Origin of the sequence: Vibrio sp. R78045 (assembly GCF_042466085.1) — a bacterium.
GTDB lineage: Bacteria > Pseudomonadota > Gammaproteobacteria > Enterobacterales > Vibrionaceae > Vibrio > Vibrio cyclitrophicus.
The window spans coordinates 288075-305286 of sequence record NZ_JAXHBS010000013.1 but is presented as its reverse complement, the minus strand read 5'-3'; the positions used below and the strand labels follow the sequence as shown (position 1 = coordinate 305286).

General features: G+C 43.9%; 13 protein-coding genes. 5 read left to right on the top strand and 8 right to left on the bottom strand.

The genetic code is table 11. The annotated features are described in order from the left end of the window. Positions 1–76 precede the first annotated feature (76 nt). Positions 77–1015: a LysR family transcriptional regulator gene (locus SJY39_RS11860; RefSeq protein ID WP_010428964.1), complete on the top strand. Its 939-nt coding sequence runs from the start codon at positions 77–79 to the stop codon at positions 1013–1015. A 131-nt stretch (positions 1016–1146) separates the two neighbouring features. Here the strand turns inward: SJY39_RS11860 and SJY39_RS11855 are convergent, their stop codons facing one another. From SJY39_RS11855 to SJY39_RS11845, 3 genes are all read right to left on the bottom strand, one after another. Continuing rightward, positions 1147–3501: a fatty acid cis/trans isomerase gene (locus tag SJY39_RS11855; RefSeq protein WP_016793625.1), complete on the bottom strand. Its 2355-nt coding sequence runs from the start codon at positions 3499–3501 to the stop codon at positions 1147–1149. A 156-nt stretch (positions 3502–3657) separates the two neighbouring features. Then, the gene (locus tag SJY39_RS11850) at positions 3658–5322 is read right to left on the bottom strand and encodes a VRR-NUC domain-containing protein (RefSeq protein WP_010428968.1); all 1665 of its coding nucleotides are present in this window, start codon (positions 5320–5322) and stop codon (positions 3658–3660) included. A 57-nt stretch (positions 5323–5379) separates the two neighbouring features. Further along, positions 5380–6618, bottom strand: a complete 1239-nt coding sequence (locus SJY39_RS11845) for an OFA family MFS transporter (RefSeq protein WP_010428970.1) — start codon at positions 6616–6618, stop codon at positions 5380–5382. Positions 6619–7212: 594 nt separating this feature from the next. Here SJY39_RS11845 and SJY39_RS11840 point away from each other — a divergent pair. Beyond that, positions 7213–7593, top strand: coding sequence for a hypothetical protein (locus tag SJY39_RS11840; protein WP_016785128.1), 381 nt, complete (start codon positions 7213–7215; stop codon positions 7591–7593). Positions 7594–7741: 148 nt separating this feature from the next. Here the strand turns inward: SJY39_RS11840 and SJY39_RS11835 are convergent, their stop codons facing one another. Beyond that, complete coding sequence (locus SJY39_RS11835; RefSeq protein ID WP_010428973.1) at positions 7742–8086, bottom strand: YajD family HNH nuclease; 345 nt, start codon at positions 8084–8086, stop codon at positions 7742–7744. Between the two features lie 289 nt (positions 8087–8375). On the opposite strand from SJY39_RS11835, the gene yghU reads away from it, so the two are divergent. Continuing rightward, positions 8376–9233, top strand: coding sequence for a glutathione-dependent disulfide-bond oxidoreductase (gene yghU, locus SJY39_RS11830; RefSeq protein ID WP_016785129.1), 858 nt, complete (start codon positions 8376–8378; stop codon positions 9231–9233). Between the two features lie 181 nt (positions 9234–9414). Then, complete coding sequence (locus SJY39_RS11825) at positions 9415–9738, top strand: DOPA 4,5-dioxygenase family protein (RefSeq protein ID WP_016793626.1); 324 nt, start codon at positions 9415–9417, stop codon at positions 9736–9738. Positions 9739–9905: 167 nt separating this feature from the next. Here SJY39_RS11825 and fruA read toward each other — a convergent pair whose 3' ends face one another. Genes fruA through fruB form a run of 3 tightly spaced genes read right to left on the bottom strand, consistent with a single transcriptional unit; the run spans position 9906 to position 13802 of the window. Beyond that, positions 9906–11666: a PTS fructose transporter subunit IIBC gene (gene fruA, locus SJY39_RS11820; protein ID WP_016793627.1), complete on the bottom strand. Its 1761-nt coding sequence runs from the start codon at positions 11664–11666 to the stop codon at positions 9906–9908. A gap of 15 nt (positions 11667–11681) precedes the next feature. After that, on the bottom strand, positions 11682–12659 hold the full coding sequence (pfkB, locus tag SJY39_RS11815; RefSeq protein ID WP_016769189.1) for a 1-phosphofructokinase: 978 nt from the start codon (positions 12657–12659) through the stop codon (positions 11682–11684). A gap of 9 nt (positions 12660–12668) precedes the next feature. Next, a complete protein-coding gene (gene fruB / locus SJY39_RS11810; RefSeq protein ID WP_016769190.1) occupies positions 12669–13802 on the bottom strand; it encodes a fused PTS fructose transporter subunit IIA/HPr protein in 1134 nt (377 codons plus the stop codon). Positions 13803–14195: 393 nt separating this feature from the next. Between fruB and cra the strand changes: the two genes are divergently transcribed. Then, positions 14196–15200, top strand: coding sequence for a catabolite repressor/activator (gene cra / locus SJY39_RS11805; RefSeq protein ID WP_016769191.1), 1005 nt, complete (start codon positions 14196–14198; stop codon positions 15198–15200). Between the two features lie 13 nt (positions 15201–15213). Here the strand turns inward: cra and SJY39_RS11800 are convergent, their stop codons facing one another. After that, on the bottom strand, positions 15214–17004 hold the full coding sequence (locus tag SJY39_RS11800; protein WP_016793628.1) for a bifunctional protein-serine/threonine kinase/phosphatase: 1791 nt from the start codon (positions 17002–17004) through the stop codon (positions 15214–15216). Positions 17005–17212: the final 208 nt, after the last annotated feature.

The window sequence follows — 17212 nt, the reverse complement described above, 5'->3', positions numbered from 1 at the left end:
GTGTGAATAAAGCATACTGATGTATTTATTGTTAATAAATGAATATAATCAGATGTAAACATAACAAAAAACAAATATGAGTGACAAAGTGAATTCAAACAATAAGTTAGATAAAAGAGACCTGCGAAGATTAGAGCTTTTTTGTGAAATTGTTGAGCAAGGAGGCATCAATCAGGCGGTCGCAAGCACCGGGATTAGCCAGCCTGTGCTGAGTAATCAGCTTATTGCCTTGGAAAAAAGCTTAGAATTAACATTATGCCAACGTGGAAGAAGGGGTTTTAAGCTGACTCATGAAGGTGAGCAAGTGTATAAATATGCGAACCAACTAAAGTTAACCCTAACCGACTTCGCTTATAAGTTACGAGGTGTACAGACAGAACTCTCTGGGCATGTTCGAATTGGATGCTTGGATAACACCGTCACTTTGCCCTATAACCCACTTCCTAAAGCGATCGAGACGTTTTACCAACGCAGTAATAGTGTTGAGGTGAGTGTTGATGTTGGCGATTTCACCCAGTTGAATGAGAAGTTAGCAAAGAACCAGATTGATATGATGATAGTGGTTCTAGGGTCACATCAAAAATCAGCGTTTCAACATAAATACCCATTGTTTGAAGAGCACAGTTATCTGTATGCGCGCAAAGATCTGGCTGAGAAGATCATGGACAAGAACTTCTCATTGGATGGTTGTCGTATCAATATGGGGGGTTATGCTAAAGGTGAGATGTTCCGATTACTGAATATTGAGCAGTACGATTCTGTAAAGCCTTTTGATGGTTGGCATGTCGAGTCGGGGGTGATTCTAACCTTGGCTGGCACACACTTGAGTTTTTTACCGTCTCACTTAATCGACCGTGGCCATTATGACCAAGCTTTGATTCCACTTCAGCCTGAGAAATGGAGCCTTAAGAGCCAGTTTTACGTGGTGCTAAAGCAGCCTGTGGATTCCCTTTCCCCTGCCGCGCGTGCGTTTTTTGATGAGTTACACCAACTGGAAACATCGGACTCAAACTAGGGACTCCTTTGTTTCTAAATCATACTGAAGGTACTTACCTTCGCTTATAGAAAAACCCTCCGAGTGAGGTGCCCAGAGGGTTTTTATCCATTTAAAGTTCTAGGCTAACTCGCTTGCTGATCTTAATTCGATTAACGGTTCTCAAAGCGGTTGTAGTCCAACAGGCCAAATTCAATTGGTTGGTCTTTCTTATACCAACGATGAACGCGGTCACTGAACGGCCAAAACTCGCTAGAGCTGCGTCGTACTGCAAACTTATCAAGTAGCGCTACATAATCTTCTTCTGAATTTATCTTCTGCAACACCGATACGAGAGTGGGTATTTGCTCTTCTGTTAATGATAAATATGCGGCTGGATAGCTTCCTATAACGCCTCTAACTAACGTTAAATCATCATTGGCGTAATCTCTGTTACCTTCTTCATCAAATAGGCTCGAGATGTTGCTGTGGGCGTTATTGTGAATGAGCGTAAATAACTGTTCTTTACCGTTCTCGCCTTCAATCATGATCATGATGAGCTGAGGTACATGGCGTAAGCCTTCCCCTCGAATCAAATTAACTTGACTCAATAAGGCTTCATTTTTTTTACTAAAGCCTGTCTCGACGATGTCGAATCGGTTATCGAGTACAGGTTCTAGTTTTTCTTCAATCATGTTGAGTAGTTCACGCTTAGGATCGGCTGTTTTGTAAACCACGTTTGTCGGCTGCTCGAAAGGTGCGATGTTACGTTGCAGGAAGTCACTTAATTGCACGCTCTGGTTTTTGTACCAGCTTGAATGCTCAATGTGTCGAACGTCTTTAGGAAGAAGAGTTAAGAAGTTACTTTCACCTTCTAAACGTAAGAAGTCCATGAACATGCGTGTAATTAGTTGGTGGCCAAAATTACCGTAAACATCAAAACCGGCAACAAGGAGGTAATGGATTCGCTCTAATAAGGCGTAATCTAGAATCCAGGCTGTTTTAGGTTGCGGGCCGACCAATCCTTGGACAACAGAGGCGCTATCAAAATGTCTAAAGATGGTCAGCGCTGCATTTCGGTTAGTACCATTACCGTCCCAAATAATGCTTGTATCTAAGTTTACACCGCTCCCAAACCATTGGTTGGTGAAGTCTGATTTCGCATTGAGGTATCGTGCTTGTTGCTTCGCGTATCTTACCCAATTCGTTACCGGTACTGTGTTGCTTGTAAGCTCACTAGGTAGCTTTAAGTTTTTCTTTTGACTTGCGTAGAAGGCATTTATTTCTGGTAAATCGGCTTTCTCTGGATCGATAAAAAATACCCAAAAGCGGTCATTAATTACGTTGAGAGCGAGTTGACCACGACACACTGGTCCTTTAATAAAGGCCATAATGGTGTTTTGCGCATTGTCTAACATGAAGTGGAAGCGCGAGTTCACTGGTATCGCTTCGAAAGACGTCATGGGGTTAGCTGACACGTCTATATCATAGCTAGGAAGTTGTTTTATCTTGTAATCCGCATCAACAAACCATGTTTTCCAGTTTTGTAGACGTTCTTTATTCAATGCGAAAGGCATGTGAGTTTTGTCGACAATAGTGCCTTGCTCGGGTATTAGTCGATAGTAAACACGTCCAACTTTTGGATCGTCGTAAGGGCGACGAGTGCTAATGCGTTGAACGGCTTCGCCTGGAGGCGTGGCAGAGCGGACAAGCGTAAAAAAGCGAGTTGGCTGAGATAGGTCAGAGAAATACAGGTGTGATAAAAATAGGTGCTCGTAGATGTAGCGAGCGGAAAGTTGGCTCTTAAGGTCACTTTCATTAAAAAGGTTTTCATAGGTATCGACCAACACTTGTTCACTGTCATTGAGGGGAATATGGTCATTCATCAGTGCACCATTTTCCAGCCAACTCATTAAGGTCGCATATTCCGTTTTATCTAAGTTAGGCATACCATAAGGCATCCCCCAAGTCGGGTAATCTCTTTCGTATTGAGCATATTCTTCAATAGTCGGACACTGTTGATCGCGATTGGTTGAAAAATCGAACCCTTCTAATTGCATTTGATCGGGGAGAGGGTGGTTTTCTTTCTGCATCAACATTCGAGAGACAAGACCTGCATCGAGGTTTGCGGTTGAATTCTGCATACGTTCGTTTAGCACAGGGTGGAAGCTTGCATCGCGCCACTCTTGCGTAGTGATTGCGTCTTCGAATAAACGAGTTGGAGCAGAGGCCGTTAAACGAGTGCCTTGGTAGACGAGTGTTTTGCTCGCACCTCGGTCTATGCCTTCCACAGACGACATTTTGAGTTGGCAAGGAGCGTCGTAACACGCGTGACAAACTACACAGCGGTTATCAATGATGGGCTTCACTTCGTCAATGAAGTGCTGGGCTTGAGCCGAGAGAATAGGGGCTTGGCGATCACGTACTTGCTGTTTACCAAACAGCTCGTCGAAGTTTAAACCCGCGTAGACAGCACAACCTGAGAAGACGCTAACAAAAGCTAAAATGAAGAGTTTTTTCAAATTCATACGTATTTAATATTAGACATTTTCTTTAATTATATCGAAAACGATTGAAAATGCTCATGTTCTAACGATTTTATAGACAAGATACGGATAGGATCGAATAACTCTCTCGCACTTATTATCTGAAATCGGGTCTCACTATTACACGCATGTAGCGGGTTATTGATTGACGTAACAAACTGAGAACGGCAATTCAAGACGCTCGAATTCTTTAATCCATCGCCATTGGTTGTCTTGCAGTTTATCTCCAGGCCCTTTGACTTCAATCCAATGAAACTCTTCGTCTTTGAACGCAATCAAATCCGGCATCCCAGTTCGAAACAGTTTTAAATCACTCAATATCACTTTGAAGAGATCAACAGCTAAGGCATTTGGAATCGAAGCCAAGCTGTGTTCGATGAGCGCCTTCGTGAAATAATTCCAATGAACAAAGGGATTAGCGATACCTTGTTTTTCATCGTAAGTGTCGCGCAAATGGTTTAGCCCATGTTTGGATATAGCCTGAAACACGGCTTCAACCTGTTCGGCTCTCTTGTCTACGAAATCTGAATGGTACAGATCCAGTGGTCGATGTTGGTATTGGTTGATAAAGGCGCCATCTACGTCTGCAAAAATCACATTCCAGAAAGCCAAACCAAATAAGCCACATAAAAAACTGTTCTCAGAGAAATAGACATTCCATCCTTGGCTTTCAAAGTGCTGCTTTACCGCAAGCTCGACTCGCATTTGACTGAGATCTAGCTCCAGCTTTATCTGATCGTAACTTGGTTTGGCGCTACGTTGTACTTTGTTTCCTTGCATACGGAATAACCTATGTTCAAGCTTAGCCGCGACCTCTAGCTCTGATACATCTGATGGCGTACTTTTCATTTCCGTGACAATGTCACACATTAGGTCTAGCTCACCTTGTTTGTCATAGATGCGAGCAAGTCGTTCTCTGCTGGGAGGAAGTATAGATTGCTTGAACCAAAAGACAGCTTGGTCGTTTAGGTTCAATCTTTCTAGATCGCGAGCAATATCATTGATCAAACGCGATCGTTTTCTGGCAATACTTCTGTGATCCGATTCAGTAGGTATCGACAGCAAAAGCTGCTCAAGAAACTCACTGTCTTTACGGTCCCCCTCAAAATACAAGCGTTGTACATCGTGCATTTGGATCAGTTGATTGAGCTGTTCTCTAGAGGTGAAGAAACGACGCTGTTTGCTTAATGGGTAGTTTTCGAAGTTGTTGAGTCCAAGGTCGCTCAGAACGAATTGGCTTAGGTCTTGATAAGTATTGGCAAAGAAGAGCAGCAGCAATACATCAATCACTTCAGATTCGACAACGTAAATACAATCGAACGACAAGTTTCGGAACTGATCAAAAGGTTGGTGGTCAAGTAACGCCAAGAGTTCGTCTTTCTTCGCTGTCTTATTGTTTTTAAGAGATGGAAATGCGCTGAACAGCTCTGGTTTAGTAAGTAGATGCAATCCTAATTCGAGATCACTAATGACGAGGTTATGTTGTTCAGTTGGGTGACTTAACGTAATGAAGCTCGATGCGTTTAGCTCTTGTAGGGCGCTTTTCAGATCTGGAATCTCAGCATAGTCGAGCTTATCACTTCTAAACCAACAGCCCTTGCGAGAAAGCAAACGAACCATTAGACACTGGCTTGTAACCGAAAGACGTTTGTATTCAGACAACCAACGGCATTCATCGTCACTCAGAAGATCGGGATAGAGAGTTTGAGCGTGTTCAATCAGTCGATTAAAGTTGTCGAGATAATAAGTAGGGGAAAGCTGAGGAGTGGTTTCTATCGTCAATGGGTTAGTCGCTTGATACAAAAAGAGCCTAACCTTAAGGTTAAGCTCTTCTGTAACAAATTCAATCTTTTCTGACGATTAAGCTTGAGATGCTTTTAGTTCAGAAACTTTAGCTTCTGAGATAGGCTTCGTGATGATTGCTAGCACAATACACACTGCCATCATAGCTGCAGAGATTGTGTAAGCTAGGCCGTAACCTTCGCCATTTGTCATTGAGTAACCAACAACCGCTGCGCCAATAGCACCGCCGATACCCCATGCCGTGTAAAGCACGCCGTAGTTAGTACCGTAGTTTTTCAGGCCGTAGAATTCAGCAGTTAGTGTTGGGAATACTGCTAGAAGCGTACCGTAACCAACAGCTGCGATAGCCGTACCAATGATTAGCGTGAATTCAGAGTTGAACGTAGCGAATAGAGCCATGTTCGCGCCTTGAAGGATGAACGCTAGAAGTAGAGTACGTACGCCACCGATTTTATCTGCAAGCATACCCGCAGCAACACGGCCGCCTGAGTTAAATACAGCAAGGATAGACGCTAAGTAAACTGCGTTTGGTAGGTTCGCTTGAACGCTAGCAATCGTAGTGATGTTACCGATGATCATAAGACCAACAGAAGCAGCAAATGCGTACATGATCCATAGAGAGTAGAACTGAGGAGTCTTCAGCATTACTTTCCAAGTCAGGTCTTCAGTCTTCTTAACCGCTCTAGGTGCTTGGCCTTCTTTTACTTTAGGCTCAGCTGGCGTGTAATCCGCTGGTGGGTTGTTGATTGTTGCTGCTAGAGGTACTGCAATTGCAAGTACACCAACACCAAGAATCATAAAGCTTGTTTGGATACCCATGCTATCGATTAGCGCAGAAGTTAATGGTGCCAGGTAAATAGCGGCAAGACCGAAGCCTGCTGCGATTAAACCATTAACCATACCTTTCTTAGATGAGTGGAACCACTTCATTGCTGATGGAGAAAGACATGCGTAACCAAAGCCGATACCAGCACCTGTCATCACGCCAAATGTCATATTCAGCATCATAGGTGTAGTAGCGAAACCAGAAGCAATCATACCTAGGCCAGTAAGTGCTGTACCCAGAATAAGGATCTTACGTGGACCCATGCGGTCTTGTAGGATGCCTGCAACAAGAAGACAAACTGAGAATGTGATAGTTGCAATAGCGTAAGGTGAAGATGCTTCAGCAGCACTCCAACCAGCTTCTGTCACTAGCGCTTTGTTAAATACACTCCAAGCATACAGGATGCCAAGACAAAGGTTGATACAGAAGCCTGCTAGCAGGATACGTGATGCTTTATCAATCTTGCTCATTTTTATTCTCAGTTCTGTCATCAGTTAGGTGAGAGCCACTTAACTAAAGACGGGTTATTGTGATTGTTTCTTCAAAATTAGTTTGCGTTTATCAACAGATAGCGCAAAAGAGCGCGGATTATAACCAATAAAAATGTGATTGGAATCTCTTTTTCCATTTTTGGTCAATTAAATTCGGTTTGTTAATGAGTTGTTTTTTATTGGTTTTTAAATTGTTTTGAACACCTTTCTGTTTTGTTCTTTTTAGCGCTGTTGTCTTATTGTTTTAGGCGTTTTTCGATGATGCTCTCTAAATAGACGCGTATTCCGTGCGGATATCACAGAGTTACGAATTATTTAAAATTTTTTCTAAGGTTAATTTTGTGTAACAAAATAAATCAAAATGGAGCTTTATCCATACGAGACAAGGAGTAACGGAGTTCTATTAAAAACAAAATGTTAACCAGTTGTTACGGCTGGTTTTTGTTAGCACCTTTGCTTACATTTTGTTCGATTTGAGGGGTTGTGTTGTCTGTAAAAAGTGGGAAAATAGTACGCAAACAAAGATTCCAAATTTGAAAGGATGCGTTTCCAACTTATGGTGAGGCGAGTATTATGAAACTGTTTTTAATTCTATTGATGTCAATTTCTGGTGGTTTAGCGGCAGCTGACCATATTCACTCTTTCTTATTCGGCTTCTATATCGCTGCGTTAGCGGTGGGTAGTTGTTACTGGCTTGCATTCCGCAGCACACGCTTCCCACAGTTGGCTTTGATGCTATTAATGTGTGGCTTCTTCGCGAAAATTGCAGTGACGGTTATCGGTGTTTCTTGGGGTATCTCGAACGATATCATTCAATCACCGTTCATTTTCTCGTTGTCATACCTGTTTTTCTTAGTGGTTGTTACTTACGTTTGGTTTGCATACCGCGATAAGTTAACGTTGAAAAAACGCGCCAAGCAGGTTGAAGAGTCCCGCAAACAAGCGACAGCATAATTCGATTTGATTCTTAAAAAGCCTTCCTCGGAAGGCTTTTTTGATCCTGTCTAGCTATCAATTTAAAGGCAGATAGAAGAAACCCCAGTATGCTGACATACTGGGGTTTATTGTTATTCTTTTTAGTTTCTACAGCTTTAAAGTTGTGCTACTTCTTCATCATCTTAGCGAGATCAGCAAACGGATTATGTGTTGCTGACTGATGATCATCTAAACTTGCTTTTGCATCCACACCATAGCGTTCATGGTCAGTGTATTTTGAGTGCTCATGATCGTGACAGTATAGACACAATAGCTCCCAGTTACTGCCATCTTCAGGGTTGTTTGTATGGTCGTGATCCACGTGGTGAACGGTAAGCTCTCTCAAGTTTGAGTAAACAAATTCACGTGCACATTTACCACAAACCCATGGGTACAGTTTTAGTGCTTTTTCGCGGTAGCCTTTCTCTTGGCGAGCGTACGCTGCACTCGAGCCTGTGTAATCAGAAGACATTGCCAAATCCTTATCAATTGTAATCCACCAATTTTATCACAGCTTTCTTAAACCTGTAGGCATGTCGTCTGTAAATGTCGATTCCAAATAGTACTACGGATTAATCTCTATTTAGATTGAAGTTTGAATAGGTACTTATCTTTTACACAAGCCAATTTTTAAAGCGGGTTATGCCTTTCTGGAATAAGCCATGCTTAACAGTTTGAAAATAAATCGTATTCAGGGGTTTTAACCAAGGGTATGTGACCTAATATCAGATTGTGAGACCCTATATTAATAAGGAAATATCATGTCAGAACAATACACACCGCCAAAAGTTTGGGTTAACGATACCGCTGGTGGTAACAAGTGGGCAAACATCAATAGCCCTGAATCTGGAGCTCGGTTTGATAAAGAGCTCGCTGTTGGTGAACATGCTTTACAATTGTATTCTCTTGGCACACCTAACGGTCAAAAAGTCACTATCATGCTTGAAGAGCTATTGGCAGCAGGTGTAAAAGAGGCTGAATATGATGCTTACTTGATCAACATTGGTGACTCTGATCAATTCTCTTCTGGTTTTGTTGGCGTGAATCCAAACTCGAAAATACCAGCACTTGTCGACAAGTCTGGTGATGAAGATGTTAATGTTTTCGAATCGGCATCTATCTTGATGCACTTAGCTGAAAAATTCGGTCACTTCTTACCAAAAGAAGGGGCAGCAAGAACACAAACCATTAACTGGTTGTTTTGGGCACAAGGTTCAGCGCCATTCTTAGGTGGTGGCTTTGGTCACTTCTACGCTTACGCTGATGAAAAGCAAGAGTACCCAATTAACCGTTTTGCGATGGAAGCTAAGCGTCAACTAGACGTGTTAGACAAACAGTTAGCAAATAACACATTTGTTGCGGGTGAGGAGCTTAGCATCGCTGATATCGCGATTTGGCCTTGGTATGGCAACCTTGTACTAGGCAAACTGTATGATGCAGCTGAGTTCCTACAAGTTGAGTCTTACATCAATGTCGTTCGTTGGGCAAAGCAACTTGAAGCGCGTGAAGGTTTCCAACGAGGTCGAGTGGTGAATCGCTCATTTGGCGAAGAGTGGGAGCAAGTTCCAGAGCGCCATTCAGCTGAAGATATTGATCGAGTTTTAACGTTACGCCCGTAGTAATTTTTAAACGATAGTCGTCACTAGTATTTCTAGAGTTTGTTTTAGCGAACAACGTTAACTCAAACTCTAGTTTTTTGTTCCTACGGATTTTTCCATAGTAAGTCCACTTATTTAGATTTAGCTATTAAAGGCGGTTTAGGTATAAACTTGCGGCATCATAATTCTAAAGGATGGTGTCATGTACCACGCACATATTTATTTCCCTCTGCGATTTGCAGAGCAGGCAGAAACACTGCGTCAGAAAATTCTATCAGAACGTAGGGATGTGTTAGAGACTTTCCCATTAATACAGCGTTTGGTTGGCCCACATAAGATGCCAATGTTTGAGATTCACTTTGCGAACAAAGAGTCTGGTATTGTTGAGTGGTTGGAGCAAGAGCGCGGTGATATGTCGGTTCTAATTCACCCAGTAACAGGTGGTGAAGAAACTTTGGATCACACAGTAAGAGCGACATGGCTTGGTCGTGAACTGGGTGTCTTTGAAGAAACGCTGACTAGTTAATCAAACATACAAGTGTTGTTATTACCTCTTTCTGAACGGAACAATTCACAAACTAAAAAGGCTCCTCAAATGGGAGCCTTTGTTTTACCAAGGAACAGTTTTACCAAGGGACTGTTTAATCAAGAGCCTCCGTCCATCGGGTTTAGCCGTTAAACAGAGTAGGGGGATTAAGCCTCTGCTGTCACTTTATCGCTGCTCATCTTTTTAAGAGCGGCGTAACCGAAGCCTGTTACTGCCGTACCTGCTGCAATCGCCACTAGGTACATAAGCACTGGAGAGATAGCACCAGGAATCAGTAGTACGAACAAGCCACCGTGTGGAGCCATTAGCTGTGCGCCAAACATCATTGATAGTGCGCCAGTTAGTGCACCACCTGCCATACAAGCTGGGATAACACGCATTGGATCTTTCGCTGCGAATGGGATTGCACCTTCAGAGATGAAACATAGGCCAAGAACGAATGATGCTTTACCTGCTTCACGCTCGCCTGCTTCAAACTTGTCTTTCACTAGGAAAGTCGCAAGGCCCATACCTAGAGCTGGAACCATACCTGCTGCCATGATAGCCGCCATTGGTGCGTAAGTTTGCGAAGCTAGTAGACCAACACCGAATGTGTACGCCGCTTTGTTTACAGGGCCACCAAGGTCGAAACACATCATTGCGCCTAGAATCACACCCAGAAGAATCGCATTAGACGTTCCCATGTTGTTTAGGAAAGTCGTCATTGCGCTCATCACGCCAGAAACAGGGCCACCCACGATGTAAACCATCACCAAACCAGTGAACAAACTCGCGATAAACGGAATGATCAGGATTGGCTTGAGGGCTTCCATGGATTGTGGAAGTTGAACCTTGTCGGCAATGAATTTCGCTGCGTAACCGGCAATGAAACCTGCTGCGATACCACCTAGGAAACCTGCGCCCGTTGAGCTAGCCAGCATACCGCCGATTAGACCTGGAGCCAGACCCGGACGGTCAGCAATTGAGAATGCAATGAAACCAGCAAGAACAGGAATCATTAGAGCGAATGCAGAACCACCACCGATAGTCATCAATGCTGCTGCTAGTGTGCCTTCTTCTTTAAACGCTTCGATACCGAATACGAAAGACAGAGCTATGATCAAACCACCCGCAACAACTACAGGAAGCATGTGCGATACACCTGTCATTAGGTGCTTGTACACGCCTTTCTTCTCGTCAGCAGGTGCTGAATTTGAAGAAGCAGTGTGTTGGTATGGTTTAGCTTCTGCGAACGCTTTTTCCATCTCTTGCTTTGTTTTCTTAAGCGCAGGACCCGTTGTCGTTTTGTATAGCGCTTTGCCGTTAAAACGATCCAAAGGAACATCGATGTCTGCCGCGATGATAACAAGGTCAGCATCTGCGATTTCTTGGTCTGTCAGTTGGTTCTTCGCACCTACAGAGCCGCGAGTTTCCACTTTAATTTGGTGACCTAGGCGTTTACCTTCTGCTTCAAGCGCTTCAGCTGCCATAAAGGTGTGTGCAACGCCAGTCGGGCAAGCCGTAATCGCTACGATCTTTTTGCTGCCTGTGCTTGCCGTTGTAGAAGAGTTTACTGATGTACCAGTCACTTCCACTGTAGTCTCAACTTGAGAAGCGTCTAGTACTGTTGCTTCTGCTACCGCTTTCTCTAGAAATGCTTTTGCATCTGCAGTGCATTCAGAGATAGCCGCTTGGTACACTTTTTTACCAACAAAACGTTCTTTATCAACGTTTGTGTTAGCTGCGATAACCACAACGTCGCTGCTGTCGATAGTGTCTTGTGATACGGTTGAGTCAGGTAGCACGCTTGATTGACATTCAATAGCGGCGTTCCAACCCAGTGCTTTTGTTGCTTGCTCTAACAAGCCTGCTGCGATGATGCTGTTTGCTACGCCACTAGGGCAAGCCGTGATAATGGTAATATTCATAATAAACCTTTTGTCCTATTTGCTTGTGTCTAACTGGTTAGTTGGAGCACTAAGCGACTGTAATTGGATATTTTGTAGTACTGAATCCAGCTCTTGTTGGCTGGTAATGCCCACGCCTACCTGTGAAACTGCTAGAGCAGATAAGGCGGTTGCGAATTTAATAAGTTCTGGTTTTGGCATCTGTTGCATGTGACCCCAACATAGGCCAGCGACTAATGTGTCGCCTGCGCCAACCGTGCTTACCACTTGCATGCGCGGCGGTTGAGCATGTAGCCATTCACCTTGGTTTAGCCACATCACGCCTTCAGCGCCAAGTGACACCACGATGTTCTCGATGCCTTTTTCACTGAGGGCTTGGCCTGCGTGTTGGCATTGGTCGCGTGTGGTTAGTTCTGCATTGAAAAGCTGAGACAGCTCTTCATCATTTGGCTTAATCAACCAAGGCTGTGCATTGATACCGGCTTTAAGTGCGTCACGGCTGCTGTCGAACAGCACCTTTTTACCTAGGTCACGCAAGCGTTGTACCCAAGAAGCGCAAAGCTCTGGTGATACGCCTTGTGGCAAGCTGCCTGCAATCACGAAGTAATCGTGTGTTTCAGCAAGCTCTAACAAGGTTTCTTCAAACGCTTTGATAGCGTCAGCATCAACAGGAACACCTGGGAAGTTGATGTCGCTTACTTGGCCTGAGTTTTCTACCAATTTCACGTTGATGCGAGTCGCGCCATCAACACGGATGAAACGGTCAGTTGCGCCCATCTGTTCGAACAGTTGGCAGAATGCTTCTTCGTTATTACGACCAAGGAAACCAGTTACGGTAACCTTCGCGCCAAGCTCTGAAAGTACTTTTGCTACGTTTACACCTTTGCCTGCTGCATGTAGAGAGCCTTTGTTCACTAGGCTGACTGAACCCACGTTAAGTGCGTCGATAGCGCCAGTCAGGTCTAGAGCAGGGTTTAGCGTAACGGTAACGGCTTTGATTTGTTTATCAGACATATCGATTCCTTAACCTTCACCAAGGCCTGAAGCGATAGCTTTGCCAATCGATTCAAGAGCTTGTGCTGCATCTTCACCTTCAGCAACAAACTGAAGCTGATGGCCGTGTTTAACGCCAAGAGCGATCACTTTCATCAAGCTCTTCGCATTCACTTCTTTTCCGTCACCATCTAGGTTTGAAACGCGAATGGTTGACTCGAATTTCTTCGCTTCAGCGACTAGCATTGCACCCGGACGAGCGTGTAAGCCGTGAGCATTTTTGATTTTAAATACCGCGCAGTTGTCATCGTCTTGAGACGCTGTAGAAACCGCTTCATCTCTTAGAAGGCCAATGACTTGTGCTATGTCAGCAGTCAACAGTTGTTGCTGTTTACCTTCGAAAATCATTTTGCTTAGGTTCGCTAAAATAGATTGGTGAGCGCTGTTACAAGCGGCGAACGCTACCAATGCTTTAACGGGTGTGCCTTCGTACTCACAATGGTTAGCCGTTGAAACGAACGATACGCCAGTGCGAGTTACGCCTTTGTCGCTGCCCAACAACCAAAGGCCTTGGCCTAGGTGAGTCGGTGTTTTTGTTACGAGGTCAGCAACGAATGCGTTGTCCGTACAACCTGTATTCTTAAGTAGGCCGCCCGCTACTGCAGACATTTGAATCATGTCGCTTGCAGGGAACAGTAGCTGCACTAAAGAAGCGTCTAGATCGGCTTCAAGTTGAACTTCACCGTTCAGTAGAGCGATGATTTCGTCTTCTGATTTCGCTTGCTTTAACTTCTCTTCGACACCGTCTGCAGCGAGAACTTTGGTCAGTTGCTTAAGAATGCCTAAGTGCTCGTCAGATTTAGCCGCAATACCAATCGCAACGTAAACACGGTTGCCATCTGCCCAATCAATACCTTCAGGGAAGTGGTGTACCGCAACGCCTGTCTCTTTTACTAGGCCACGAGTATCAGTGGTTCCGTGAGGAATCGCGATGCCGTTACCTAGGAACGTAGAGTTCTGGTTTTCACGGTTCAGCATTCCTTCAACGTAGCCAGATTCAACTAAGCCTTTCGCCGTTAAGTCGCCAGCAATGTTTTGGATTGCTTTGAATTTGTCTTCGGCAGTTTGGCCTAGAGTAATGTCAGATTTTGATAATTTAAGCATGGTGCCTCTTTAGCGTATCGCTTGAGAATTTGTGTTTCGCTACGATTCAGTTTAGAGCAAGAATTAGTGAACTTTACTCTTTGCTTGCTCTTTGTTTTACCCTGGCTGAATCGGTTCAGCATTTAGTGTAAAAAAATTCAGCAAAGCCGATTTTGGTTTTCAAAATAGTTTGCTGCGTGTCGTTAATTTGCTTCGGTTGCGATTCGTAAATAATGAAAAGCTTATTAACGACAAATGGCTCTCAATTCATTCAAAAGGATGATTGAAGTCACTTTTCAGATTTTGCTGAATCCTTTCAGCTTTTATACTGAATCGATTCAGCATATAATTCAACTAATCCAAGGATCAGAATATTGGTTATATGATCCTACGCACAAAATACAGGTCACCCATATGACACTTGATGAAATTGCCAAACTAGCTGGTGTGTCGAAAACCACTGCTAGCTATGTGATCAACGGCAAGGCGCAGAAATACAGAATCAGCGAAAAGACTCAGCAGAAAGTGATGGCAGTCGTTGATGAGTACAACTACCGTCCAGATCATGCTGCTTCGTCGCTGCGTGCTGGTAATAGTCGTTCATTTGGTTTGATTATTCCTGATCTTGAAAACAGCAGTTACGCGCGTTTAGCAAAATTGATAGAGCAGAACTCACGTAAAGTGGGCTATCAAATCCTGATCGGCTGTTCAGATGATGATGCTGAAACCGAACGTAAAGTCGCTGACGCTTTGGTGAGTCGTCGTATTGATGCCTTGCTGGTGGCGAGCTCTATGCCAGACGCTAATGAGTTTTACTTGAAGCTGCAAAACTCAGGCACCCCCGTAATCGCGATTGATCGTCCATTAGATGATGAGCATTTTGCTTGTGTGATCAGTGAAGATTTTGAAGCTGCGTTTGAGCTGACGCATTCTATTCTTGATGACAGTATTGAGAGTGTTGGTTTGATAGGTGCATTGCCAGATCTGAACATCTCACGTGAACGTCAGTTGGGTTTCGAAGCGGCAAACAAAGCGTATGGTCAACAAGTCGGGCTGTCAGAAAACAAACCTATCGTTGTGGGTTACGGCGAGCACTTTGACCGAGAATCTGGGCGTGAAATTTTTGAAGGTTGGATTGCAAAAGACGCAGTGCCCGATGCGATTGTCACCATGTCATACACCTTGTTAGAGGGTGTACTTGATGTAATGGTCGAAAAGCCAGAACTGGTTAATCAAGTGAAGTTGGCGACCTTTGGTGATAACCGACTGCTCGATTTCTTGCCTTTTAAGGTCCATTCACTTCCGCAGCAGTTTGAAGTAATTGCGGATAGTGCTTTTGCTCTGGCTTTGAACGCTTCTGCTAAACGTTATCAAGCGGGTATTGAATTAGTGCCAAGAAGCTTAGTTAGGCGAGGCTAATTCGTAAACGTATCTAGCTTGGGTTTAACAACAAACCTAGTTCTACTATCGCAATAATGCCGAGCAACAAGGCTAAAACTTTCCAAAACTGGATCGGGTTTCGGTTTATCAAAGGTTGCTTGGCTTTGCTTTTTACCAAGCTTTGGTTAGGTGTGTAAAGGTCGGCCACAAAGTCCCCTAACACTTGATGGCGTTCGCTTGGCGATTCGGCACACGCTTTTTGTAAAACCAAATCAACCCAAGCTGGTATGTCAGTACGCTTTTGTGTCAGCGATTGGTATTCCCATTGATGATGACGAGATTGCTTGAGCGATTGTGCAGACATCTCAGAGTAGGGCAGTTCGCCTGTGAGCATTTCATACCCGATGACTGCAATAGAGAATAGATCCGAACTTGTGGTTGCGGTATTGTGCTTTATGGTTTCCGGTGCAATGTAATTAACAGCGCCCAATGGTACCGAGTCTTGCTCTGATTTACTTCCTTCTTCAATACCTCTTACCAACACAGCCCCAAGATCAATTATTTTAATCTCGCCATCACGTTGAATCATGATGTTTTCAGGTTTTAAGTCTCTGTGCACCATATCTGCACGTTGTAGCACTCGGATACCTTGTGTGATCTTATCGAGTATATCGCGCACTTGTTTGAGTGAAGGTTTTGGATTGTCGTACATCCACTGTCTCAGCGTGATGCCTTCTACCCATTCACAAATTTGATATAGGAATTGCGAGTGTTCTGGCGTCGGGTAGACCTTCATTACTTTCTTGTTGTTCAGTAGGATTCCTGCCCATTGCTCGTTAAAAAACGCGCTCAGTTGTGCTGGGCTGTCGTGATACTGAACCGAAGGTACCTTGAGGACGAATTCGGTTTGTGTCTCTTTGTGCATGACACGGTATACATGGCTTCTTGAACCTGCATATAGGACTTCGAGTACCATATAGTTGTCGATGCTTTGCCCGAGCTTTAAAGCGGGTGGGATGGCTCGTTTAGCGAGCTTTTCATGGAACTCAATGAGCGAAGGCTTAGGTAGATGACTGACTTGCACAATCAAGCAGCTCACGTTATCAGAGCTATTGTGGCTTAAAGCGGTGTTACAGATGGTTTGTGCTGCATATTCGAAATCCGCTCCGGGTTTGTCGATGTGTTCCTTGAAGGTGTTAGGGGAAACAAACTCATGCACGCCATCTGATGTAAGGATGAAGCAGTCATTTTTTTTAATCGGTAGTGTTTGGTAATCAACGTTGAGTTGGTTATCCATACCTAAAGCTCGTGTTAGGTAGTGTTTCTGTCCCATATTCTTGCGGGTATGATCGCGAGTAAGCTGACGTAATTCGCCATCTCTCAATAGATAAATACGACTGTCGCCGACATGGAATATATGGGCGGTGTTTGATTTTAGGATCACACTGCTAAAAGTGGAAACGAGCGCATTATGGTTAACTTGTTGAGTGGAGTGGATATTTGAGACTGAAGTGTTAAAAAGCCAAGAGTTGAGCGAGGTTAGGACTTTTTGAGCTGAACGCTGAATACTCCAGCTCTGCGGGGTTGAGTAATAGTCATCAATGAATTGCATCACGCTGGTATGGCTGGCTTTTTGACCGTATTCACTGCAACTTGCACCATCCGCTATACAAGCAACACTGCCTTTTAACTCTTGCTCTGCGCGAGTTTTGGGGTGTTTTACAATGATTGCATCTTGGTTTTCATCACGTACGCCTTTATTCGAATAGCCACCAAACTTGAGCGTTAGTTGGTTGTTCGATTCCGGTGTGATGACTTGCCCTTGGCTGAATGAAATTGTCATAACTGTTCTTCTCTTAACTGCTCTTCTTCCCGCTTCCTTGACAGAACCCCCTAGGAAGAACAAAAGCCCTAGTGAACGTAGAGCCTTTGAACGAAGCACCCAGCATTGATATATCGAAACTTGAATAAACTTAAGCGTTAGTACATTTAAGCATTAAAGATTCAAGCATAAATATGTCAGCTAAGGTGCTCCTCCCGATTTGATAATA